Genomic DNA, 23687 nt, shown 5'->3' with positions numbered 1-23687 from the left:
GAGATGCGGCCCTTCTTCCTGCTGGCCATGGGCTCGGCCGTCACGCTGCTGGCGTGGTGGAGCGCCGTGCTGGGCGCCGGCCTGCCGCCTCCGGCCGTGGCCGGCGGCGCGGTGGCCTGGCACGTGCATGAACTGGTCTTCGGCTTCGCGCTGGCCGCCGTGGGGGGGTTCGCGCTCACCGCCATGCCTGAATTCACGGGCCAGAGGGGTGCCACGCGCGGGCAGCTGCGTGCGCTGGCGGCGCTGTGGATGCTGGGGCGCATCGGTTTCTGGGGCTCCGGCGCGGCCGGTGCGCCGGCGCTGTGGCTGGCGGCGCTGGCGCACGGCGGGCTGCTGCTGGGGCTGGCGGCCATGCTGGCGCGGCCCCTGTGGTCACCGGCCGGCCGGCGCCATGTGGCGTTCTGGTGGGCGCTGCCCGCGCTGGCGACCGCCGTGGCGGGCTTCTATGCCGATGCGCTGCGGGGCCTGCCGGCCCTGCGCTGGCTGCTTGTGGCACTGGGGCTGCTGATGCTGCTCATCGTGGCGGCCATGAGCCGCATCTCCATGCGCATCGTGAACCGCGCCATCGAACAGGCCACGCCCGGCGCGCCACCCTACGTGGCGCGTCCGCCACGGCGCCATCTGGCGGCGCTGTGCATCGCGCTATACACGCTGGCCGAGTTCGCCCGGCCAGGCAGTCACCTCGCGGGCTGGCTGGCGCTGGCGGCCAGTGCCTCGGTGTTCCACCTGATGGGCGACTGGCATGTGGGCCGGGCGCTGCTGCGGCGCACGCCACTTCTGCTCTACGCGGTGTATGCCTGCATGGCGCTGGGCTATGGCGCGCTGGGGCTGTCGCACCTGGGCGCGGGCGGCGGCACGGGCGCGGGGCGGCACCTGATCACAATGGGCGCGGTGGGCCTGAACATCTTCATGGTGATCGCCATTGCCGGGCGGGCGCACTGCGGGCTGCCGCCCGATACCAGCCGCTGGATTCCCTGGGCCGCCGGCCTGCTGCTGCTGGCGACCGCCGTGCGCGCGGGCGCCGCGTGGGCGGGCGGCGGGCCGCTGTGGCTGGCGGGGGCCGGCGCGGGCTGGTGCGCGGCCTTCGCCGTGCTGCTGTGGCGCATCGGACCGCCGCTGTGGCGCGCCCGGGCCGATGGCCGCCAGGGTTGCGAGGGGCCGTGAAGCCTTCCGCCTGCGCTCCGGGTCGCCTGGATGCATGGGCGACGGGCCGCCGGGCAAGGGTCTTTGATAATCGACCGATGTCTTCTCCCCGCAAAACCCACATCGATTCCCTGGCCATCGCCCTGCTGCTGGCCTGCTGCATGTTCTGGGGCTTCCAGCAGGTGCTGGTGAAAGCCACCGTGGGCGAGGTGGCTCCCGTGTACCAGGCCTTTCTGCGCTTCGTGCTGGCCACCGTGGCGGTCGCCGCCTGGTGCGCGTGGCGCGGCGTGCCGCTGTCGGGCGCGGCCGAGCCGGCCGGGGCACCGCGCGCGGGCCTGCTCGCCGGGGCGCTGTTCGCAGGAGAATTTGCCTGCATCTACCTGGGGCTGCAGTACACCACGGCGTCGCGCCTCACGGTGTTCCTCTATGCCGCCCCGTTCTGGGTGGCCCTGCTGCTGCCGCGCTTCATCCCCGGTGAGCGCCTGCAGGGCTGGCAGTGGCTGGGACTGGCCGCTGCCTTTGTGGGCGTGGGGCTGGCGCTGGGCGACGGTCTGCTGGGCCCCGCCAATGCCGCCCTGCCCCGTGCCTGGCTGGGCGACCTGCTGGGCCTGGCCGCGGGCCTGATGTGGGCGTTGACCACGGTGGTGATCCGCACCACGCCGCTCGCGCGCGTGGCGCCCGCCAAGCAGCTGCTCTACCAGGTGGGCGTGAGCGCCGCCGCACTGCCCTGGCTGTCGCTGGCCCTGGGCGAAAGCTGGACCTTGCAGTTCAGCACCTTCGCCTGGGGTTCGCTGCTGGTGCAGGCGCTCGTGGGTGCATTCGTGAGCTATCTGGCCTGGATGTGGATGCTGGCGCACTACCCGGCCACGAAGATCTCGGTGTTCGTGTTCCTCACGCCCGTGTTCGCGCTGCTGTTTGGCGCCTGGTGGCTGGGCGAGCCCGTCACCGCCGGGCTCGTGGCCGCGCTGGTGCTGGTGGCGGCGGGGATCGTGCTGGTGAACCGCCGGCCCGCGGCGCAGTAGGCGCGGTGGCAATAGGCCCGCGCCGGGGGGCTACAGCTTCGGGATCCGGATCCGGCTGATCATCAGCGAACCCGACAGCGCGAACAGCAGCACCAGCGGGTGCAGCGTGAAGCCGCCGATGAGCACCTTGCCGAACCACAGGCTCTCGCGCACCGCGCCCAGGTAGGCCGCCAGGGCCAGCAGGCCCACGAGCACGATGGAGGTAGGGATGGGCGTGCCCTCGAAGTACTTCACCTTGCCGTCGTCGCCCGAGAGGGTTTCGGCCGTGACGTTGTAGCGCGCCAGGCGCGAGACGCCGCAGGCCACGAAGTAGGCCAGCACGATGCGGTCGTACAGGCCCTGCATGCCGCAGCCATAGGCGATGATGGCCGGAGCCACGCCGAACGAGATCACGTCGGCCAGCGAATCGAGCTCCCGGCCCATGGCCGAACTCTTCTGGCGCCAGCGCGCGATGCGGCCGTCCAGCACGTCGAAGATGAGCGCGGCCAGCACGAGGGCGGCGGCGAAATAGACGTGCACCACGGCGCCGGTTTCCAGGTAGGTCATCGACGAGAACAATGCGCCCACGCCGCAGACCGCGTTGCCCAGCGTGAACCAGTCGGCCAGGTGGAATTCGCGGATCATCGAGAAACGCTTGGGATGTCGGGGAGTGTTCATGTCAGGAGCTCCGGTCGCGCCATGGTGGATGAGAACGCCCCATTATGGGCGGCCAGGTGCCGGGCTTCTTGTAGGCACACCGCCCGCCCGCTCGAGGATGAAATCGATGAGCGTGCGCACCGAACTGGTCTGGTAGCGGTTGGGCATGTACAGGAGGAACATCTGCGTGCCAAAGACGCTCAGGCGGTAGTCGTCGAGCGCGGTGACGATGCGCCCCTCGCGCACAGGGTCCGCCACCACGTAGTCGGGCAGCAGGCCCACGCCCAGGCCCGCCAGGACCGCGTCGCGCAGGAAGGGAAAATGCTCGGACAGCAGGGTGGGCCGGGGCAGCACTTCCTCGCGCTGGCCGTCGGGCCGGTAGGCGGCCACGCGCAGCTCGCGCCCGATGAAGCCCGAGGTGAAGAGCGGCACCGTGGCCAGGTGCTCCAGGCGCGTGGGCAGGCCGTGCTCCTGCGCGTACGCGCGGGCGGCGCACACCACGTAGCGCACGGGGCCCAGGGCCCGCGACACCAGGGCCGGCGGCGGCTCGGTCATGATGCGGATGGCGATGTCCACGTCCTCGCGCACGAGGTCGCTCACGCGGTTCTCGAACATCACTTCGAGCACGATCCCCGGGTACAGGCGCTTGAATTCGATGAGCCAGCCGGCCATGACCATCTGGCCGTAGCCCAGGGGCATGCTCAGCCCCACGCGCCCCTGCAGGCTCTGGCCCAGCGTGGCGATGGTTTCGCGCGCCGCCAGCATCTCGTTCATGATGCTGCGGCCGTGCTCGTACAGGCGCAGCCCGACCTCGGTGGGCTCCACGCGCCGCGTGGTGCGGCGCACCAGCTGCACGCCCACCGACTTCTCCAGCTGGTGCAGGTGGTAGCTCACGTTGGCGCGGCTCATCTTGAGCTTGCGCGCGGCCAGGCTGAGGTTGCCGGCGTCCAGGATCTCCACCAGCAGGGTCAGTGCCGAGAGATCCATGTGGCGCGCTCCGCTTGTTTGTCAAAAATATTCATACAGAGTGTCAATCCTTCATGTGATTGTCAAGAAATCCTGTCGGCACAACAATCCCGGGTCTGCCCGCACTTCCGTCCATGACCGCTCCCGCACTCCATCCGCCCTTTGCCCGCACCGCCACCACCCTCCGCGGCCTGCGGGATGTCGAACAGCTGGAAGCCACGCCCCTGGCCGAGGCGCTGCCGGTGCGAAGCACCTATGAAATCCTGCGCAATGCCGCCCATGCGTTCGGCGGCAAGACCGCGCTGACCTTCCTGCCCACGGCCGATCCGGCGGACGCGCCCATCCGCTGGTCGTACGCGCAGCTGCTGGCCGGCATCCACCAGACGGCCAACCTGCTGCACACACTGGGCGTGGGCCCCCGGGACGCCGTGGCCGTGCTGCTGCCCGGCTGCCTGGAATACCACCTGGCCCTGTGGGGCGGCGAGGCGGCGGGCATCGTGCAGCCCCTGAACCCCATGCTCACCGACGAGAAGCTCGCGGCCATGATGGCGCTGGCGGGCGCCAAGGTGCTGATCGCCTACGGCGCGGAAGGCGACGTGGGCTACTGGAGCAAGGCCCTGCGCCTGCGCAGCCAGGTGCCCACGCTCGCCACCGTGCTGCGCGTGGCCCCGCACGATGAGGCGCCCGGCGCCGCCGGCGCGCTGCCCGAGGGCGTGGTGGACTTCGCGGCGCGCCTGCGCCAGCCCGCCGGCCAGCTGGTGAGCGGCCGGCGCATCGCGCCCGGCGACATCGCAGCGTACTTTCACACCGGCGGCACCACGGGCGCGCCCAAGATCGCGCGCCACAGCCATGGCGCGCAGGTGTTCACCGCCTGGGCCAGCGTGCAGATGCAGGGCATCACGCCGCAGGACGTGGGCATCAACGGCTACCCGCTGTTCCATGTGGCGGGCGTGCTGCCCGGTTCGCTCGCGGCGCTCTCGGCGGGGGTGGAGACCATCATCCCGACGGCGGGCCTGTTCCGCAACCGCGAGGTCATCGCCAGCTACTGGCGGCTGGTCGAGCGCCACCGCTGCACCTACCTGTCGGCCGTGCCCACGGTGCTGGCCGCGCTGGCCAACGTGCCGCTCGATGGCGCGGACATCTCGTCGCTGCGCTACTGCCGCACGGGCGCGGCCATCCTCGCGCCGGAGCTGGCGGCGCGCTTTGAGCGCCTGTTCGGCCTGCATGTGCACGAAAGCCTGGGCATGACGGAGATGGCGGGCATCTCCACCATCACGCCACCGGGCGTGCACGCGCCCGCCGGCTGCGTGGGCTGGCGCCTGCCATACGCGCGGCTGCGCATCGTGGCGCTGGACGCGCACGGCAACGCGTCCGGCCAGGACATGCCGCCTGGGCAGCCGGGCATGGTGCTGTTCCAGTCGCCCAACCTGTTCTCGGGGTTTCTGGATGCGGCGGACACGGCCAAGGCCTTCACGGCCGACGGCTGGCTGGCCACCGGAGACCTGGGTTTCGTGGACGCCGAAGGGCGCCTGCACCTGAGCGGCCGCTCCAAGGACCTCATCATCCGCAGCGGCCACAACATCGATCCCAAGGTGATCGAGGACGCGCTGGGCGCCCACCCCGCCGTGCAGCTCGCCGCCGCCGTGGGCGCGCCCGACGCCTATGCGGGCGAGCTGCCCGTGGCCTTTGCCACGCTGGTGCCGGGCGCGCAGGCGACCGAGGCCGAGCTGCTCGCCTTCACCGCAGAGCGCGTGGACGAGGCCGTGGCCCGCCCGCGCTGGGTGCGGGTCCTGGGCACCATGCCCGTGACCAACGTGGGCAAGATTTACAAGCCCGCGCTGCGCCTGCAGGCCGCCTGCCACACGGTGCAGGCGCTGGCCGACGGCGTGTGGGCCGAGACCCCCGGCCTCCCCCGCCCCCAGGTGCAGCCCGAAGGCGAGAGCGCCGTGCGCGTGACCCTGCAGCCCGGCCCGGGCGCGGCCGCGCTGCAGGCCCGGCTGCGCGAGGTGCTCGCGCCCCTGCCGCTTGCCGTCACCATCGCCCCGGCGCCAGGAAGCCCCCAGCCCGCCTGAACGAGCCCCGGCCCGCCACCGCGCAGGGCCGGGCCAGCCTGATTTGCAATACCCATGACAGGAGACGACACATGCCCCACCACCCCCCGTCGATGACCCGCCGCCACTGGCTGGGCGCCGCCGCCCTGGCCGCCGCCGCCGCGTGCACCGGCCCCGCCGCCCTGGCGCAGGCCTACCCCAGCAAGCCCATCAAGGTGGTCGTGCCCTTTGCCGCAGGCGGCGCCACCGACGTGCTCGCGCGCGTGCTGGCCGAGAAGATGGCCGCGGGCCTGGGCCAGCCCATGGTCATCGACAACAAGCCCGGCGCGGCCGGCATCATCGGCACCGACGCGGTGGCCAAGGCCGCGCCCGATGGCTACACGCTGCTGCTGGGCCTGAGCAATTCGATGCTCACCAACCAGTTCCTGTACACCAAGCTGCCCTACAGCCCCGAGCGCGACATCGCGCCCATCTACCAGATCGCCATCGCGCCGCTGGTGCTGGTGGCCCACCCCGGCGTGCCCGTGGCCACGGGCCCCGAGCTGCTCAAGTACGTGGTGGAGAACAAGGGCAAGGTGGCCTACGGCTCCTACGGCACGGGCGCCTACCCGCATCTGGCCGGCGCCTACATGAGCCTCACGCAGAACGCCGACATGAGCCACGTGGCCTACCGGGGCGAGGCGCCCATGGTGCAGGACCTGCTGGGCGGCCAGATCCAGATCGCGTTCGCCAGCGCGCTGCAGGCCAAGCCGCACATCGACGCGGGCAAGCTCAAGGCCATCGGCGTGAGCGGCGAGCGCCGCATGGGCGCGCTGCCGGGCGTGCCCACGCTGGCCGAACAGGGCCTGAACGACGAGGCCTACCGCGTGGCGGGCTGGCTGGCCTTTGGCGCACCGGCCGGCACGCCCGCGCCCATCCTGGAGCGCATTGCCGCCGAGGTGCGCAAGGCCACGCAGTTGCCCGACGTGGCGCAGCGCATCGCGGCCATGGGGTTCGATGTGCAGAACAGCTCACCCGCGCTGTTCACGGCCGCGATCGCCAAGGAGCGGCCGGTGTGGGAGCGATTGATCAAGGCCTCGGGCGCGAAGCTTGACTGACCCCCTGAGCGGCTGCCAGAAACAGCTGCTCTTCGTCATGTCCAGGCCTGCGCAAGCAGGCTTGGAGCCGCAGCCCTCAGCCCCTGAAGGGGGCCGTCGCCAGCGCGGCGGAGCGGCCCTGGCATGGCGGCGCGCCGGTCACAACAGGTGGCAGGAGGCAAAAAAAGGCCCGCGAGGGCCTTTGAGACCAAAATGGGCCCCAGCGCCTGTCCATCAAGCGCAAGCAGCTATCATTTTTGAAGCATTTTAGCGCCGCCCACGGTGCAGGGGCCCCGCCGCGTTCAATCGAGGGTCACGCCGGTCGATTTCACCACCCCGGCCCAGCGCTGGAGTTCCTTGCCGACATAGGCGCGGTACTCTTCGGGCGTGGAGCCCAGCGGCTCGGCGCCCTGCACCGCCAGCCTGGCACGCACCTCATCGCTTTGCAGCGCCTTGTTGATCTCGGCGTTGAGGCGCTGCACCAGCGCCGCCGGCGTCCTGGCGGGCACCATCACGCCCTGCCAGGCGCCCGCCTCAAAACCGGGCATCACGGTTTCCCCCAGCGTGGGCACGTCGGGGTACAGGGACATGCGCCTGGCGGTGGTGACCGCCAGCAGCTTCAGGCGCCTGTCCTTCACGAAAGGCATCACGGAGTTGATGGTGTCCGTCATGAACTGGATCTGCCCCGCCACGAGGTCGACATCCGCGGGGGCGCTGCCCCGGTAGGACACGTGCGTGGCCTCGATGCCCAGGCTCCTGGTGAACTGGAAAGCCGCCAGGTGGGTCACATTGCCATTGCCGGCCGAGCCATAGGAGAGCTTGCCTGGGTTGGCCTTGGCGTAGTCGACGAACTCGCGCACATTGTTGACGGGAAGGCTCGGGTGCACGACCAGGGCCAGCGGCACCACGGCGGTGAGGGCCACGGGCGCCAGGTCTTTCTGCACGTCATAGCTCAGGTTCTTGTAGAGCGCCGGGCTCAGGGTGATGGACGAGGTGTTGTAGAGCAGCGTGTACCCGTCACCCGCCGCCTTGCTGACCTGGGTGCCGCCGATGTTGCCGTTGGCGCCGGGCTTGTTGTCCACGATCACGGACTGCCCCATCTGCTCCGTCAGCTTCTGCGCCAGCACGCGCGCCACCTGGTCGGTGGGCCCGCCTGGCGGAAAGGGCACCACCAGGGTGATCGGTTTGGAAGGGTAGGCCTGCGCATGCGCCAAGCCCATGGGGGCGATGGCCGCCACGCCGGCCGCGCAGCCGAGCATGGCCAAGCATACACGCCGGACGCCGCTGGGTCGCGAAGACGTGCGGGAAGTGCTTTTTTTCATGGTGCTTGTCTCCTGGGTGGTTGTAGTTGGGGAAATCTGTTCACGAACGCCCGGCGAGCAAGCGGGTGGCCGTGTAGGTCATGACCGGTACCCCCTGCTGGTTGAAGACGTCGATGCGCGAGGTCACGACCGCGCGGCCACTCCTGGAGGTGGGCCGGATCTCCGTCACCTCCACCACCGCCTCGATGGTGTCGCCCACCCGCACGGGCGCGAGGATCTTCTGGTGCAGCTCCAGCATCGCAAGGCCCGTGCCCTGGATCATGGTCTGCAGGATGAAGCCCTCGATGAGCGCATAGGTCAGCGCCCCCGGCACGGGCCGCCCCGCCATGGCGCCGCCCTCGTAGCCGTCTTCGATGAAGATCGCCTCCAGCATGCCGGTCACGCCGATGAAGCTGACCAGGTCCGTCTCGGTGACCGTGCGCCGGAAGGTGCGAAAGCGTTGTCCCACGCTCAGGTCCTGCCACACAAACCCCTGTCCGAGGCGCGGCAAATGGCGGTCCACGCCAGCGAGGGCGGCAGGGCGGAGGGTGTCCGCAGAAGGCGTCTGGGGGATCATGGAAGGCGTCCTTGTCAAGAAGAGGGGCCCACGGCTGCGCGGGTGCCCAGCAGTGCCTGGATCCGTGCGCCGCCGAGCCCGGCCTGGGCCAGCAGCGTCTCGGTGTGTTCGCCCAGCCGGGGGGGCATGGCGATGGCGGGGCGCTGCCCGTCAAAGCGCACCGGCACGCCCGGAAAGCGCACCTCGCCCAGGGCGGGGTCGGAGAGGGTTTCGAAGAAATCCGTGGCCACGAGGTGTGGATCCAGGGGCAGATCCTGCAGCCTGGCCACGGGCGCGGCGGGGATTTCCAGCCGCTCGCACACCGCGATCCAGTGGGCCGTGGTGTGGCGCCCGGTGAAGCCCGACGCAAGCTCCAGCAGTTCGGCGATGTGCCGCGTGCGGCTGGCGATGTCGGCGAAGCGCGCATCGCGCGCCAGGTCCGGGGCACCCACTTCGGTGAAGAAGCGCTGCCAGTGCAGGTTGGTGTACGGCATCATGGCCACCGCCCCGTCGGCCGTGCGGTAGGGCCGGCGCCAGGGGGCCAGCACACGCGGGTAGCCCGGTGGGGACAGCGGCGGCTCGAAGTGCTGGCCGTAGTAGTGCTCGACCAGGTTGAAACCCACCATGGACTCGAACATGGGGATTTCCACGAAGGCCCCCCGGCCCGTGCGCTCGCGCTGCCACAGCGCGGCCAGGATGGCATGCGCGGCCACATGGGCACAGGTCTTGTCGGCGGCGATGGTGGGCAGGTAGCGCATTTCCCCGCCCTGCCGTTCCATCAGGTCGGCAAGCCCCGACATGCCCTGGATCACGTCGTCATACGCGGGTTTGCCGGCATAGGGGCCAGGCAAGAAGCCCACCAGGCTGGCATACACCAGGCGCGGAAAACGCTCGCGCAGCGCCTCGGGCGCGAGGCCCAGGGCCGCCAGCTTCTGCGGCCGCATGCTGTGCATCAGCACATCGGCCGTGGCGATCAGTGCGCCCAGCGCCTCCTGCGCACCGGCCTGCTTGAGGTCCAGCGCCACGCTCTTCTTGCTGCGGTTGGCGCCCAGGAACATCGCCGCCATGCCCGCCTCCCGGGCGGGGCCGGTATGGCGCGTCGAGTCGCCCTCGGGCGGTTCGATCTTGATCACCTCGGCACCGTAGTCGGCCAGGACCTGGCTGGCCAGGGGGCCGAAAATCACGCTGGACAGATCCAGCACGCGAAGGCCTTGCAAAGGCGTCATCTCACATCCTTCCGAAGGCGGGTGGGCGGGCACGGTGCCTCACTGGAACTTCGGCGCGCGTTTTTCAATGAAGGCGGTCACCGCTTCCCGGTGGTCTGCCGTCTTGTGCGCGATGGCCTGGTAGCCCGCCGAAGTCTCCAGCAGCGAGGCCAGCGAGGCGTGTTCGCCCTCGCGCAGCAGGCGTTTTGTCATCCGCATCACGGCGCCGGGGTTGGCCGCGATCCTGGCGGCCAGCGCCCGCGCGGCGGGCAGCAACTGGTCCGCCGCCACCACGCGACTCACCAGGCCGCAGGCCAACGCCTCCTGCGCGCCGATGGCCTCGCCGGTGAACGCCATCTCGGACGCCTTGGCCCTGCCGACCGCGCGCGGCAGCAGCCAGGCACCACCGTCGCCGGGCACGATGCCCACGCGCACAAAACTCTCGGCGAAGGTGGCCGCCTCGCTGGCGATGCGGATGTCGCACATGCAGGCCAGGTCCAGCCCCGCGCCGATGGCCGGGCCGTTGACGGCGCAGATCACGGGAACATCGAGCTGGTACAGCGCCTGGGGGATGCGCTGGATGCCCTGGCGGTACTCCTCGCGGATCAGGTCGGGCGTGCACGCATCATCAAAGAAGCGCTTCATGTCCTTGACGTTGCCGCCCGAGCTGAAGATGGGGCCCGCGCCCGTGAGGATCAGCACCTTGACGCCGGCATCCCGGCGCACGTCCTCGCACAGCTGCACGAACTCGTCCACCGCGGTGTTGCCGGTGAGCGCGTTGCGCGTTTCGGGCTGGTTCATGGTGGCGGTGAGGATGCCGCCGTCGCGTTCAATGGTCAGAAAGGCCATGGCAAATGTCTCCAGTCAGCGAAGTGGCACTCAGGCCGGGAATTCGACGTCGGTGATGCGGCGCACCAGATCGAGCGTGATGCCGCTGTGCTGCAGCAGCGCCTCGCCGGCCACGGTGTGCCAGTACCCCTCGCTGCCGGCCGTCTGGCGCCAGGCATGCAGGCGCCGGGTGAAGAGCTGCAGGTCATGCTCCTCGGTGAAGCCGATGGCGCCGTGGATGGCGTGGGCGGCTTCCGACACGGCCAGCGCGGCCTCGCTGCAGCGCGCCTTGGCGGTCGCCACGCGCAGGCGGTCGGGCTGGATGCCCACGCCGCCGCCGCTGCAGCCGAGCTGCGCGGCCATGCGCGCGGCAAACACGTGTTCGCTCATCACGGCCAGCTGGTGCTGGACGGCCTGGAACTTGCCGATGGGGCGGCCGAATTGCTGGCGTTCGTTGGCGTACCGCAGGGTGCGCTGGAACACGCTGCTGAGGGCGCCGGCCATCTGCGCTGCCACCACCGCGGCCTGCAGGGTGCGCACATCCAGTGCGGCATCCACGGCCACCGTGGAGGCGGCATCGCACTGCGCGGCCGACCAGGTCAGCGCCGCATCCAGCGCCAGTGCATGCGCATGGGCGTGGGCGCCGTCGACGGGAAGCAGGTGCCAGGCGCCGCCGGCCTGCACCAGCACCGTATCGGCCACCTGGCCGCCGCGCACCAGCGCGCAGTGCAGACCGCCGCCGGCGCCACGCTGGCCGCGGGCCAGGGCGATGCTGCCCTGCGGGCGCACCAGCCCTGCCTGGGCCAGCAAGGCCCGCGCCACCATGGTCTCGGCCAGGGGCAGCGGCAGCGCGTGGGCACCGCATTGCTCCAGCACGCCAAAGGCCTGGTCCAGTTCCAGGCCCGCCCCCCCCTCGTCTTCGCCCAGCAGGGCGTCGGCCAGGCCGGTGGATTCCAGCTGCTCCCACAGGCCCCGCGCGGCATCCGCCGCGCGCCCGCCGCACTCGATGGCGCGCACCACGGCGGGGGTGCACCGGTCCGCCAGCACGTCGTGCGCGGCATCGGCGAACAGGTCGTTGTCATTCATGCTCATGTCGGTCATCCATTGCGTTGCACACACTGCCCCCGGCCCCTGGCCGAAGCGCGGCCCGGTCGGAGGCGCCAGGCACGGTCCCCACGCAGCGCGCGAGAGATGCCGCGCAGCAGCCCAGGGGTGTCTCATCTCAAGCCCAGGCCGCGGGCGATCATTCCGCGCAGGATGTCGCGCGTGCCGCCGCGCAGCGAGAAGGAGGGCGAGGCCTCGGTCACGTACTTGAGCGTCATCAGGAGCTCCACGGGCACGTCCTCGGCCTCGCGCGCGAACAGGTCCTCGGCAATGGCCGCTGGAATCATCTGCTCGAGGGTGGTTCCAAGCTCCTTCACCAGCGCCGCCTCGACGATGGGGCTCGCGCCCTGCGTGAGTTTTTCCTGCACCGACACGGACATGGCGCGCAGCGGCGCCAGCTGCGTGAGCACCTTGCCCGCCAGCCGCACGGCCGAGTCGGTGCGTCCCTGGGGCGTGCGCACGTAGCCGAGCCACTGGTCGAACAGCACGATGGAGGAGAACAGGCGCTCGGGCCCGCTGCGCTCGAACGCCAGCTCCGCCGTGACCTGCTCCCAGCCCTGGCCCTCGGCGCCAATGAGCGCATCCGGCCCCAGCTGCACGTTGTCGAAGAACACCTCGCAAAAATGGCTGTCGCCCGAGAGGTCTTCGATGGGGCGCACCGTGACCCCCGGCAGCGACAGGTCCACGATGACCTGCGACAGGCCCTGGTGGCGGTCCTCGGAGGTGCCCGAGGTGCGTACCAGCGCGATCATGTACTGGCAGTGGTGGGCGTTGGTGGTCCAGATCTTCTGGCCGTTGAGCACAAAGCCTTGCGCATTGGGCACGGCGCGCGTCTTCACGCTGGCCAGGTCCGAACCCGCGTTGGGTTCGCTCATGCCGATGCAGAAGAACGCCTCGCCCTTGCACACGCGCGGAATGTAGAACTGCTTTTGCGCCTCGGTGCCGTACTTCAGGATCAGGGGCGCGCTCTGGCGGTCGGCGATCCAGTGCGAACCCACGGGGGCGCCGCAGGCCAGGTATTCCTCCACCAGCACGTAGCGCGTGAACGCGCTGCGCCCGCCCCCGCCGTACGCCCTGGGCAGCGTGATGCCGATCCAGCCCTTGTCTCCCAGCCGGCGGCTCAGAGCGCTGCTGTAGCCGCCCCAGGAGCGCGCGCGGATGTGCGCGGGCAGGTCGGCAATGGCCTCCTGCAGGAAGGCGCGCACCTCGGCGCGCAGTGCCTCGTCTTCAGCGGGAATGCGCGTGAGCGCCAGTGAATCCAGGGTGCTCATCCCAAAACTCCGTCGTCCTTGTAGGCCTGCAATTGCGCGGGCGAAAAACCCAGGTAGCGGGCCAGCACCTCGTCGGTGTGCTGGCCCAGCTGCGGGGGCGTGTGGCGGTAAGTGACGGGCGTGTCCGACAGGCGGATGGGGCTGGCCACCAGCGGCACCTCGCCCGCCTGCGGGTGCGGCATCGCGATCCGCAGGCCCCGGGCCTGGACCTGTGGGTCCTCGAACACATCGCGCACGGTGTTGATGGGGCCGCAGGGCACGGCGTGCCGCTCCAGCAGAGCGATCCAGTCGCGCGTGGTGCGCGCCACCGTGGCGGCGCGGATGCGGCCGACCAGTTCCTCCCGGTGGGCCAGGCGGCCGGCGTTGCACACGAAGCGTTCGTCCTGCGCCCAGTCCGGTTCGCCGATGGCATGGCAAAAGCGTGCAAACTGTCCGTCGTTGCCAATGGCCAGGATCATGTGGCCGTCCTGCGTGGGGAAGTCCTGGTAGGGCACGGTGTTCGGGTGCGCATTGCCCATGCGCTGCGGCACCTTGTCGCCGTACAGGTAATTCATGCCCTGGTTGGCCAGGCAGGCCACGCCCACGTCGAGCAGCGCCAGGTCGATGTGCTGGCCCCGGCCCGTGTGTTCGCGCGCCTGCAGCGCAGCGAGGATGGCCGTGCTCGCATACAGCCCGGTGAGGATGTCGGTGAGCGCCACGCCCACCTTCATGGGACCGCCGCCGGGTGCCCCGTCGGGGTGGCCGCTGATGCTCATGAGCCCACCCATGCCCTGGATCAGGAAGTCGTAGCCCGCGCGGTGCGCGTAGGGGCCGTCCTGGCCAAAGCCGGTCACGGAGCAGTACACCAGGCGCGGGTTCAGCGCGCTCAGGCTCACATGGTCGAGCCCGTACTGCGCCAGGCCGCCGGTCTTGAAATTCTCGATGAGCACGTCGCACCGCGCCGCGAGCTCGCGCACGATCTGCTGACCCTCGGGCCGGGTGAAGTCCACCGTCACCGACTGCTTGTTGCGGTTGGTGCACATGTAATAGGCCGACTCGCCGGTGGGCCGGCCCGCCGCGTCCGTCACATGGGGAGGGCCCCAGGCGCGGGTGTCGTCGCCGGTGCCCGGGCGCTCGACCTTGATCACTTCGGCCCCCAGGTCGCCCAGGGTCTGCGCGGCCCAGGGGCCGGCCAGCACGCGGGACAGGTCGAGCACCTTCACATGCTGCAGCGCACCCGGCTGCGCGGCGGGAGCACCGCTCATTGCAGCGGCACCTTGGCCTGGGTGACGATGCGCTTCCACAGCACGATCTCGTTTTTCTGGAACTCGTGCATCTGCGCGGGCCCACCGGTCATGGCGGTGGCTCCGATGCGCTCGTAGAAGGAACGGGTCTCGTCCATCCTGGAGATGACGGTGAACAGCTCGGCCAGCCGGGCGGTTTCGGCGGCGGGGGTCTGGGCGCTGACCATGGCGCCCACCCACGTGTAGGCCTCGAAGCCCGGCAGGCCCGCTTCCGTGGCGGTGGGCACGTCCGGCGCCGCGGCCACGCGCTTGTCGGACGCCACGGCCAGCACCTTCACGCGGCCGCCCTTGGCTAGCTCCTGCACGGCGGTCACCTCGGCGAAGGTGTAGTCGACGGTGCCCGAGGCCACGGCCGTCATGGTCTCGCCGGCGCCCTTGAAGGGCACGTGCACGGTGTGGATGCCCGCCGTGTCGTTGAGCAACTCGCCCATGAGCTGGTAGCCGGCCGAGCCCGCGCCGAAGTTCACCTTGCCCGGGCTGGCCTTGGCGTAGGCGATCAGGCCCTTGAGGTCGCTGTACGCCGCCTTGGGCATGGCCGCGATCATGGCGGGCGAACGCATCATCATGGTCAGCGGCGAGAAGTCCTTCACCGGGTCGTACGGCAGCTCCTTGAACAACGCGGCGTTCACCGCCAGCGTGGAGTTGCTGCCGATGAAGACGGTGTAGCCGTCGGCCGGCGCCGACAGCACTTGCTTGACGGCGATAAAGCCGTTGGCGCCGGGCTTGTTTTCCACCACCACGGCCTGGCCCGTGAGGTCCTGCAGCTTGCGCGCGAAGTAGCGCGCCGAGGTGTCGGTGCCGCTGCCGGGGCCGAAGGGCACGACGAACTTGATGGTTTTGGCAGGGAATGCCTGGGCTTGCACGGCGGGGGCCAGGGCCGTGGCGGCAAGCGCCAGCAGCGCGCCGGCCACGGTTCTACGGGATTGCATCACGGTGTCTCCTTCATGGAATTTTTTTGATCGTCAGGCCCTGCCCAGGCCTGCAGGCGAATGTAGGCAGCGGGCACCCATGCTGTCTAATATTAAAAATTCACAAACCGATATTTGTTTGGTATCCCATGAACCTGCGCCAGCTGCGCCAATTCGTCACCCTGGCGGAAACCGGCAACTTCCACCGCACCGCCGAGCTGCTGCACATGGCCCAGCCGCCCCTGTCGGTGTCCGTGCGCAAACTGGAGGAGGAACTGGGCAGCCGCCTGTTCGAGCGCCACAGCACTGGCGTGCGCCTGACGGCCGAGGGCCAGGCCATGCTGCCCGAGGCGCACCTGGCGCTGTTTCATGCGGAGCGCTGCCGCCAGGCCGTGGCGGACGCGCGCGAGGGACTGGGCGGCCTGCTGCGCCTGGGCATCATCGGATCGGCCACCTATGCCCTGCTGCCGGAGCTGATCCCGTCCGTGCGGGCGCGCTACCCGCAGATCGAGCTGGAGCTGTCGGAGGCCACATCGACCGAAATCCTCGACGGGCTGCTGGCGCGCCGCTTCGACGTGGGATTCGTGCGCTACCCGGTTCTGCACCCCGAGCCGTTCGAGCTCCTGCCCATGGACCGCGACGATTTCGTGCTCGCCGTGTCCGCGCACGGCCCGCTGGCGAAGCGCGACGCGATCGCGCTCTCGGAAGCGGCGGACGAGCCCTTCATCATGTACCCGCAGGACAAAGTGCCCGGGCTGTCCGCCCTGGCGCTTCTGCGCTGCCAGCTGTCGGGCTTTTCACCCCGCGTGGCACAGGAGGCCATGCAGGTGCAGACCATCATGAGCCTGGTGGCCGCGGGCCTGGGCGTGGGACTGGTGGCCGGCGTCGCGCGGCTGGTGGTGCCGCCCGGCGTGAAATGCCTGGCGCTCACCGACAACCCGCCGGGCTTCAAGGTGGGCATCGCGCTCGCGCGGCGCGCGGGGGAGGCCAGCCGGCTCGTGGAGCGCTTCATCGAGCATGCGATGGGCTTTTCCAGCGTGCCCCGCCCCGGCCCGGATATGGATCAAACCGGGCTGTAGCGTACAGCCCGCAAGCGCGGGCAGCTATGTATTTTGCACTTCTGCCGCGCGCTCGGCGGCAAACGCCACATACCAGTCCAGGCAGCCCGGGTTGGCCATGGCGTCCTTGTTCACCACCTTCTCGATGGGCTGGCCCAGCAGCAGTTTCTTGATGGGCAGCTCCTGCTTCTTGCCGCTCAAGGTGCGCGGCACCTCGGCCACCGCGAAGATGTCGTCGGGCACGAAACGCGGGCTCAGCGCCGTGCGCACCGCGCCGTTGATGCGGGCGCGCAGGGCATCGTCGAGCACGTTGCCGGGGCGCAGCACCACGAACAGCGGCATGTAGCTTTCTCGGCCCAGGTATTCCAGGTCCACCACCAGGCTGTCGAGCACCTCGGGCAGGGATTCGACCGCGCTGTAGATCTCGCTCGTGCCCATGCGCAGGCCGTGGCGGTTGATGGTGGCGTCGCTGCGGCCGTAGATGACGCAGCCGCCGTTGGCGCCGATCCTGAGCCAGTCGCCGTGGCGCCACACCGCGCCCATGCGCGCGGGGCCATCGCCGCCGCCGGGCTGGCGGCCGTGGCCAGGCGGGTACATGTCGAAGTAGCTCGACAGGTAGCGTGAACCGTCCTTGTCCCCCCACAGGTACAGCGGCATCGACGGGATGGGCTGCGCGCACACCAGCTCGCCCACCTCGTCCATCACCGGCACGCCCTCGGCATTCCAGGATTCCACGGCCGCGCCCAGCATGCGGCATTGCATCTCGCCGGGCACCTGGGGCATCTCGCGATTGCCGCCGATGAAGGCGCCGCAAAAGTCGGTGCCGCCCGAGATGTTGTTCCACCAGATGTCGTGCGTGCCCAGGGCCTCGAACTGCGCCGTGCCCCATTCCTGCACCTCGGGCGACAGCGGCGAGCCGGTGGTACCCAAGGCGCGGATGCGCGTGAGGTCGCCGTATTCGGCCAGCGCGATGCCCGCCTTCATGCAGTTGGCAAAAAACGCCGCGCCCGCGCCGAAGAAGGTCACGCCCGTCTCGGCCGCGAAGCGCCACAGCACGCCCCAGTCGGGGTGGTCCTTGCTGCCGCCGGGGTTGCCGTCGTAGATCACGCAGGTGGTGCCCGACAGCAGGCCCGAGAGCTGTGCATTCCACATCACCCAGCCCGTGGAGCTGTACCAGTGGTAGCGCTCGCCAAAGCTGTTGGGCTCGTAGCTGCAGCCGATGTCGTTGTGCAGCACCTTGAGCTGCAGCGCCACCAGCACCGTGCCGCCGTGGCCATGCACGATGGGCTTGGGCAAGCCGGTGGTGCCGCTGGAATAGACGATCCACAGCGGGTGGTCGAACGGCAGCCACATCGGTTCGAAAGCTTCAGTTGCAGCATCATTTCTGGCTGTAGCGCTTGTCCAACTTGCGTAACCAGCTATCGAAACAGAAGCATCCAGATTGCCCAGCAACACCGCGTGCCGCAGGCTGGGCAGCGCCGCGCGCAGCTCGGCCAGCACGCCGGTGCGGTCGTGGTCGCGCCCGCCGTAGGTCACGCCGTCCACGCCGATCAGCACCTTGGGCTCGATCTGGCGGAACCGGTCGAGCACCGCATGGGTGCCCATGTCGGGCGCGCAGATGCTCCACACGCCGCCGATGCTCACCGTGGCGAGGAAGGCCACCATCGCCTCCGGCACGTTGGGCAGGTAGGCGGCCACGCGGTCGCCCGGCTCCACGCCCTGGGCCTTCAGGTGCAACGCCAGCGACGCGACCTGGCGGCGCAGCTCGGGCCAGCTCATTTCGCGGTGGTGGCCCTTTTCGTTGCGGCTGATGATGGCCGGCAGACCGGCCGCGTGGGCGGCGTCCACATGGCGCAGCGCCTGCCGCGCGTAGTTGACCTGGGCGCCCGGGAACCACTGCGCGCCGGGCATGGTGTTCTGGCCCAGAACGGCGGTGTGCGGCGTGGGCGACTCCAGCTTGAAGTAGTCCCACACGCTTTGCCAGAAGGCATCGAGCTCGGTGGTGGACCAGCGCCACAGGGCGTCGTAGCTGTCGAACTGCAGCCCGCGCTGGTCGCGCAGCCAGTCCTGGTACAGGCGGATCTGGGGAATGAAAGGCGGGGTGTTGTGTGTTGTCTCCATGGCGACGCAGCGTACCAGCGGCACGGGGCGCAGGCCAGCCATCCCCGTCACCCGCTTGACAGCAGGGGGAATTCCGAATTTCGCACAATCGTGCTAAATTAGCGCCATGGATGCAAAGACCCAGAAATCAGAACTCACCCGCGCGGCCATCGTGGGCGCGGCGCTGGACCTGGCCGCGGCCGAGGGGCTGGAGTCGATCACCCTGCAGGCGGTGGCCGACCGCGTGGGCCTGTCCAAGAGCGGCGTGTTCTCGCGCGCCGGCTCGCGCGAGGCGCTGCAGAAGGCGGTGATCGAGGAGTTTGGCCGCCGCTTCCTGGCCGATGTGTTCGTGCCCGCCATGCAGCACCCCAAGGGCCTGCCGCGCCTCAACGAGATCGTGCGCCGCTGGATTGCCCGCACGCGCGACGTGGAGGCCTTCACCGGCTGCATCTATACGGCGGGCGCCTTCGAGCTGGACGACCGCGACGGCGAGCTGCGCGACCTGCTGCACGCCGAGATCACCCGCTGGCGCGCGGCCCTGCGCCGCACGGTGATCCAGTCCATCGAGGCCGGGCACCTGCCCCCCGACACCCCGCCCGACCAGCTGGTGGGCGAGATCTATGCGATGGCCATGGGCCTGTTGCACGACGTTCGCTTCCTGCGCGATCCGCAGGCAGTGCAGCGCACCGAGGCGTCCTGGGCGCGCCTCGTCAAGAGTTATCAGACCGCCTGATCCTCCCCCTCTGCTTGTTCTTGCGCGATGGATGCCTCTTGTTTTTCTTTGCCCCAATTTCGCACAACCGTGCGAAGAAAGGAACCACCATGCTGATCATCTTGGGTATCGCCGCCATCGTGGCCGCGGCGGGCGCCGTCCGGGCGCTGCGCCAGACACTCGCCCGCCTTCCGCGCAGCAACCGGGACTGGATCTTCTATTGACCGTCCACCGCGTCCGCCCCCCATTCCCTCCCTTTCCGGAGCCCCCCATGAACGCCTCCCCTTCCTCCTCCACCGCCCTGCAGGCCACGTCCAGCTTCTACGGCGAACACCCCGGCATGCGCCTGCTGCGCGTGGCGCTGGGCACCACCGAGCGCCTGTGGCCCGCGCTGGCCGTGCGCGCGGCCTACCGCCTTTTCGGCACGCCCCTGCCCCTGCGCAAACCGGGCCGCAGCGCCGTGCCGCCCGGCCACTGGCGCACGGAACGCTGGCCGTTCGAAGACGCCGAGATCACGCTTTACCTGCCCCAGGCCCAGCCGCACGGCCCCACGGTGCTGCTGCTGCACGGCTGGGGCGGCCACGCGCGCCAGATGCTGCCGCTGGCCGGCGCCCTGGCCGCGCGGGGCCTGCGCCCGGTGCTGGTGGACCTGCCCGCGCACGGCGGCAGCCGGGGCCGCGTGAGCAACCTGCCGCAGTTCGCGCGCGCCATCGAATACGCCACCGCCCGCCTGCATGCGCAGGATTCGGCGCCCAGCGCCGTGGTGGCCCATTCGCTCGCGGCCAACGCGGCGGCCCATGCGGCCAGCCGGGGCCTGGCCACCGGGCGGCTGGTGCTGCTGGCGCCGCCCGCGTCGCCCCACGAATACACGCGCCTGTTCGCGCAGGTGTTCGGCCTGTCGGAGCGCACGCGCGCTTCCATGCAGCGGCGCATCGAGGCGCGCGAGGGCATCCTGATGCGCCAGTTCGAGCCCCCGGCCGTGGGTCCGCGCATCGCGCTGCCCACCCTGGTGGTGCACGACCGGGGCGACCGCATCAACCGCTTTGCCGATGGCGAGGCCTACCGCGACCACATTCCTGGCGCCACGCTGCTGGCCACCGAAGGGCTGGGCCACCGCAAGATCCTGCAGCAGGATGGCGTGCTGGCGGCCGTGGCCGATTTTGTGGCGGGCCCGGGCCATCCACGCTGACGGGCCCGGGAGCCAGGGGGCCCGGCGGGGGGCCGCGCGGCGCAGCGGGCGGTGCGGGGTGGCTCGGCGCTCCGCCGCGCGGTGTCGCCAACAGTTACAGCCGCAAGGCGAACAGGACGCGGCCAGCGCCTATCATCCGCAGTCGTGCGTGCCCCCAGGGCCGCTCTTGCCGATGATTCACCGGTGTGCTGCCTGCCACCGGTGGCCCCACGCCGCTACCTGTTGTCTCCGATGCACGCTCTCCTGTCCGCCTGGCCCGCCCTGGCCCTGCTGTTGCCCGCGCTGGTGCTGGTGTCGGCCTTCTATTTCCTGGCCAAGGGCGACCGCCGCGCGTTCTCGCACCTGCTGGCCCTGCTGGCGTGTTTCCTGATCGGCGCGCTGCTGATGGAGTTCTTCATCTTCATGGCGGCGCGCATGGCCCGTTCGGGCAGCCGCGAGGCCGTGCTGGGCGCCGGCACCCGCCAGCTGCTGGAAACCATGGCCAATCCGCGCTCCATCACCGCCCCGCCCCTGTCGCTGGCGGCCGTGGCGGCCTACAGCGTGCTGGCGTCGTACCTGTGGCTGCTGGTCACCTGGGGCCTGCACCTGCGCGGCAAGCCTGCCGGCGGCGCCGGAAAGAAGAAAGCGGCCAAGCGCCCGCCGCGCAAGCCGGCCCGGGCCTGATCCACGGGCCTTGGGGTCTTTGGGGCCCCTAGCGCTGAATACATCAGCGCCGACAGCTATATATTTAATAGCATATCCTGCGCGCACACTTGACGCAGGGCAACCCCCGGCGCGCGGAGCGCATCCACAATGGCAGGCGATCCCCTCCGGTCGCGGGGGTGCGTACCAGGCTGTCCACCTCCTGCCTTTTCCTGCCATGACTTCCTCCTTCTCCTCCTCCTCCCACAGCGATGTCCTCATCGTCGGCGCGGGGCCCGCGGGCCTGTCGCTGGCCATTTCCCTGGCCCACGCCGGTTTCACGGCCACGGTGGTCGAGCAGCAGCCCCAGGCCGCGCTGGCCGCCCCCGCGCCCGACGGCCGCGAGATCGCGCTGACCCACCCCAGCCGCGCCACGCTCCAGCGGCTGGGCACCTGGGCGCAACTGGCGCCGCACGAGACCGGCGCCATCCGCGAGGCCCAGGTGCATGACGGGCCGCTCGGCCAGCGCAGCGCGCTGCAGCTCGACGCCCAGCGCTCGGGCCACGGGGCGCTGGGCTTCATGGTCCCCAACCACGCGCTGCGCCGCACCGCCTATGCGGTGGCCGCGCAAACGCCCGGCGTGCGCATCGTCACCGGCGCCCAGGTGACGCGCGTGGCCACCCTGGCCACGCATGCCGAGCTGGAGTACCGCCTGCCTGCCCCCACAGACACGGCCCCGGACGCGGAGGCCCCTTCACCCCAGCGCCTGCAGGCGCCCTTGCTGGTCGCGGCGGACAGCCGCTTCTCGGCCACGCGGCGCCAGCTGGGCATTGGCGCGCGCATGGCGGACTTCGGCCGCACCGTGATCGTCTGCCGCATGCGCCATGCCCGGCCCCATGGCGGCGTGGCGCACGAGTGTTTCGGCTACGAACGCACGCTGGCCATCCTGCCCCTGCCGGATGCGGTGGATGCCGCAGACGCGGCCGACACGGCCGGCAGCCCGCACCGGTGCTCGGTCGTGGTCACCGCAGGCGCTGCGGATGCCGCCACGCTGATGGCGTTGCCCGCCGACGCCTTTGCCGCCCAGGTGCGGGCGCAGTTCGACAACCGCCTGGGGCCCATGCAGCTCGACGGAGAACGCCACGCCTACCCGCTGGTGGCCGTGTACGCGGATCGCTTTGCCGCCCACCGCTGCGCGCTGCTGGGCGACGCGGCCGTGGGCATGCACCCGGTGACGGCCCACGGCTACAACCTGGGCCTGGCCGGCGTGGAGCGCCTGACCGCCGCCCTGCTGGCCGCGCGCGGCCAGGGCCGCGATATCGGAGACAGCGCAATCCTGTCCGGCTATGGACGCGCGCACCACCACCACGCATGGCCGATCTACGAAGGCACGAACGCCATCGTGCGGCTGTACACCGATGCCCGCCCCCTGCCCCGCCTGCTGCGCCAGCTGGTGCTGCAGGGCGCCCGGCGCCTGCCACCGCTGCAGGCGGCCATCGTGGGGCAGCTCACCGGCAAGCCGCCCGCGTGGACCGAGCTGCTGGGGCGCCTGGCACGGCAGTGACACGTCCGCCGCCGCCCAGCCCGCCGGCCGCCACCGGGTGCCGCCCCCTTTCCACGCGCGGAAGGGAAGAAGTGGCAGCGCCCGCGCCCACGCCATGGGCGCTCAGGGGATGGTGACTTCCAGCTCCACCATGCCGTACAGCGGCGCGCCCAGCCAGGGCCACCACAGGGTCTCCAGCGCCAGGCCCGCCCAGCCATAGCATTCCGCCACGCTGTGCGCGTGCCGCAGCGCCAGGCGCGGGTGCGCGGCGGACAGGTCGGCCAGGCGTGCCAGGCCCCAGCGGAACTCGGCCCCCGTGGGCCCCACGCTCGCGTGCCGGCCGGCCGTGCCCACGGCCCGGTGGGTGAGCACGTCCAGCACCAGGCGCGAGCCCGGGGGCGCGCACTGCGCGAACTCGTGCAGCACCGCCTGCACCTGGCCTGGCTCCAGGTACATGAGCACGCCCTCGCACACCACCAGCACGGGCGCCGCTGCCGCCCCGCTCCCCGCCGCGCGCGGCGGCAGGCCCAGCCGGCGCCACCAGCCGGGCTGGGTGATGTCCGCCTCGGCCAGCCGTGTGCGCGGGCACCGCGCGGGCAGCAGTTGCCGTCGCAGCGCCATCACCTCGGGCAGGTCGGCGTCGAGCCAGTGGTTGGCGCCGGTGTCCAGCCACTGGAAATGGTGCGACAGGCCGCAGCCCAGGTTCACGCCCTGGCCCCCGGGGTGCCTGAGGAAGAAGCCCTGCGCGGTGTCCCGGATGATCCGGGTGCGCCACAGCACGTTCAGCACGGTGGGCAGGTCGTTGAGGTAGGGCTCCACATCGGTGCCCAGCCGCTCCAGCAGCCCGGCGGCCACCGCATCGCCGCAGGCCAGCCAGGGAAAGTAATGGTTGCCCCGCGCCCGCGCCGCCAGCGGGATGAGGAGGGTGCTGGGCACGGCGGGCAAGGGCGCGTGCCGCAGCGGGGCCGGTGCCGCGGCGCTGCGTGGCGCGGGCGCCCGCCCGGCGGATGCCCGGGGACGGCGTCGGCTTCGGTGCGGCTGCAGCGGCAAGATCGTCTCCTCCTGTGGTCGCAGGGGCGCCCCGTTTGGCGGAATGGATGGACGGGGTCAGGCA

General features: G+C 70.7%; 21 protein-coding genes. 9 read left to right on the top strand and 12 right to left on the bottom strand.

Translation table 11 applies throughout. The annotated features are described in order from the left end of the window. The first annotated feature begins 3 nt into the window (after positions 1 to 3). Positions 4 to 1164: an NnrS family protein gene (locus ACAM51_RS14560; RefSeq protein WP_369641027.1), complete on the top strand. Its 1161-nt coding sequence runs from the start codon at positions 4 to 6 to the stop codon at positions 1162 to 1164. A gap of 77 nt (positions 1165 to 1241) precedes the next feature. Next, on the top strand, positions 1242 to 2165 hold the full coding sequence (locus tag ACAM51_RS14555; protein WP_369641026.1) for a DMT family transporter: 924 nt from the start codon (positions 1242 to 1244) through the stop codon (positions 2163 to 2165). 30 nt (positions 2166 to 2195) lie between these two features. On the opposite strand, the gene pssA is transcribed toward ACAM51_RS14555, so the two are convergent. After that, entirely contained in the window at positions 2196 to 2822 is a 627-nt protein-coding gene (gene pssA, locus ACAM51_RS14550; RefSeq protein WP_218296505.1) for a CDP-diacylglycerol--serine O-phosphatidyltransferase, read from the bottom strand. A gap of 42 nt (positions 2823 to 2864) precedes the next feature. Further along, entirely contained in the window at positions 2865 to 3788 is a 924-nt protein-coding gene (locus ACAM51_RS14545; RefSeq protein WP_218296504.1) for a LysR family transcriptional regulator, read from the bottom strand. Between the two features lie 113 nt (positions 3789 to 3901). Here ACAM51_RS14545 and ACAM51_RS14540 point away from each other — a divergent pair, with 113 nt between their 5' ends. Both ACAM51_RS14540 and ACAM51_RS14535 read left to right on the top strand, forming a co-directional pair. Continuing rightward, positions 3902 to 5839, top strand: a complete 1938-nt coding sequence (locus ACAM51_RS14540; protein ID WP_369641025.1) for an acyl-CoA synthetase — start codon at positions 3902 to 3904, stop codon at positions 5837 to 5839. A 71-nt stretch (positions 5840 to 5910) separates the two neighbouring features. After that, positions 5911 to 6915, top strand: a complete 1005-nt coding sequence (locus ACAM51_RS14535; RefSeq protein WP_369641024.1) for a Bug family tripartite tricarboxylate transporter substrate binding protein — start codon at positions 5911 to 5913, stop codon at positions 6913 to 6915. Between the two features lie 281 nt (positions 6916 to 7196). On the opposite strand, the gene ACAM51_RS14530 is transcribed toward ACAM51_RS14535, so the two are convergent. The 8 genes from ACAM51_RS14530 to ACAM51_RS14495 all read right to left on the bottom strand — a co-directional run bounded on the left by ACAM51_RS14530 (position 7197) and on the right by ACAM51_RS14495 (position 15371). Then, the gene (locus ACAM51_RS14530) at positions 7197 to 8216 is read right to left on the bottom strand and encodes a Bug family tripartite tricarboxylate transporter substrate binding protein (RefSeq protein ID WP_369641023.1); all 1020 of its coding nucleotides are present in this window, start codon (positions 8214 to 8216) and stop codon (positions 7197 to 7199) included. Positions 8217 to 8256: 40 nt separating this feature from the next. Continuing rightward, positions 8257 to 8772, bottom strand: a complete 516-nt coding sequence (locus tag ACAM51_RS14525; RefSeq protein WP_369641022.1) for a MaoC family dehydratase — start codon at positions 8770 to 8772, stop codon at positions 8257 to 8259. Positions 8773 to 8786: 14 nt separating this feature from the next. Beyond that, positions 8787 to 9977 (bottom strand): CaiB/BaiF CoA-transferase family protein, encoded by a 1191-nt coding sequence (locus tag ACAM51_RS14520; protein WP_218296500.1) that lies wholly within the window; start codon positions 9975 to 9977, stop codon positions 8787 to 8789. Between the two features lie 39 nt (positions 9978 to 10016). Beyond that, positions 10017 to 10805, bottom strand: a complete 789-nt coding sequence (locus tag ACAM51_RS14515) for a crotonase/enoyl-CoA hydratase family protein (protein ID WP_218296499.1) — start codon at positions 10803 to 10805, stop codon at positions 10017 to 10019. 30 nt (positions 10806 to 10835) lie between these two features. Continuing rightward, positions 10836 to 11870, bottom strand: a complete 1035-nt coding sequence (locus ACAM51_RS14510) for an acyl-CoA dehydrogenase family protein (protein ID WP_369643824.1) — start codon at positions 11868 to 11870, stop codon at positions 10836 to 10838. Between the two features lie 131 nt (positions 11871 to 12001). After that, on the bottom strand, positions 12002 to 13159 hold the full coding sequence (locus tag ACAM51_RS14505; RefSeq protein WP_369641021.1) for an acyl-CoA dehydrogenase family protein: 1158 nt from the start codon (positions 13157 to 13159) through the stop codon (positions 12002 to 12004). Next, positions 13156 to 14403, bottom strand: a complete 1248-nt coding sequence (locus ACAM51_RS14500) for a CaiB/BaiF CoA transferase family protein (protein ID WP_369641020.1) — start codon at positions 14401 to 14403, stop codon at positions 13156 to 13158. Before ACAM51_RS14500 ends, ACAM51_RS14505 begins: the two co-directional genes overlap by 4 nt. Then, complete coding sequence (locus tag ACAM51_RS14495; protein ID WP_369641019.1) at positions 14400 to 15371, bottom strand: Bug family tripartite tricarboxylate transporter substrate binding protein; 972 nt, start codon at positions 15369 to 15371, stop codon at positions 14400 to 14402. Before ACAM51_RS14495 ends, ACAM51_RS14500 begins: the two co-directional genes overlap by 4 nt. A 128-nt stretch (positions 15372 to 15499) precedes the next feature. Here ACAM51_RS14495 and ACAM51_RS14490 point away from each other — a divergent pair, with 128 nt between their 5' ends. Then, positions 15500 to 16429, top strand: a complete 930-nt coding sequence (locus tag ACAM51_RS14490) for a LysR family transcriptional regulator (RefSeq protein WP_369641018.1) — start codon at positions 15500 to 15502, stop codon at positions 16427 to 16429. A gap of 24 nt (positions 16430 to 16453) precedes the next feature. Here ACAM51_RS14490 and ACAM51_RS14485 read toward each other — a convergent pair whose 3' ends face one another. Then, complete coding sequence (locus ACAM51_RS14485) at positions 16454 to 18529, bottom strand: acetoacetate--CoA ligase (protein WP_369641017.1); 2076 nt, start codon at positions 18527 to 18529, stop codon at positions 16454 to 16456. A 106-nt stretch (positions 18530 to 18635) separates the two neighbouring features. On the opposite strand from ACAM51_RS14485, the gene ACAM51_RS14480 reads away from it, so the two are divergent. The 4 genes from ACAM51_RS14480 (at position 18636) to ubiM (ending at position 22594) form a co-directional block, all read left to right on the top strand. Further along, entirely contained in the window at positions 18636 to 19241 is a 606-nt protein-coding gene (locus tag ACAM51_RS14480) for a TetR/AcrR family transcriptional regulator (RefSeq protein WP_218296493.1), read from the top strand. Positions 19242 to 19491: 250 nt separating this feature from the next. Further along, positions 19492 to 20409, top strand: coding sequence for an alpha/beta fold hydrolase (locus ACAM51_RS14475; protein WP_218296492.1), 918 nt, complete (start codon positions 19492 to 19494; stop codon positions 20407 to 20409). Positions 20410 to 20640: 231 nt separating this feature from the next. Then, complete coding sequence (locus tag ACAM51_RS14470; protein ID WP_218296491.1) at positions 20641 to 21072, top strand: hypothetical protein; 432 nt, start codon at positions 20641 to 20643, stop codon at positions 21070 to 21072. Positions 21073 to 21268: 196 nt separating this feature from the next. Continuing rightward, positions 21269 to 22594, top strand: coding sequence for a 5-demethoxyubiquinol-8 5-hydroxylase UbiM (gene ubiM / locus ACAM51_RS14465; RefSeq protein ID WP_369641016.1), 1326 nt, complete (start codon positions 21269 to 21271; stop codon positions 22592 to 22594). A 102-nt stretch (positions 22595 to 22696) separates the two neighbouring features. On the opposite strand, the gene ACAM51_RS14460 is transcribed toward ubiM, so the two are convergent. Beyond that, complete coding sequence (locus tag ACAM51_RS14460; RefSeq protein WP_369641015.1) at positions 22697 to 23509, bottom strand: class I SAM-dependent methyltransferase; 813 nt, start codon at positions 23507 to 23509, stop codon at positions 22697 to 22699. Between the last annotated feature and the right edge of the window lie 178 nt (positions 23510 to 23687).

The organism is Acidovorax sp. A79 (assembly GCF_041154505.1).
Classification (GTDB): Bacteria; Pseudomonadota; Gammaproteobacteria; order Burkholderiales; family Burkholderiaceae_C; genus Acidovorax.
This window is presented reverse-complemented; position numbering and strand designations above follow the sequence as displayed.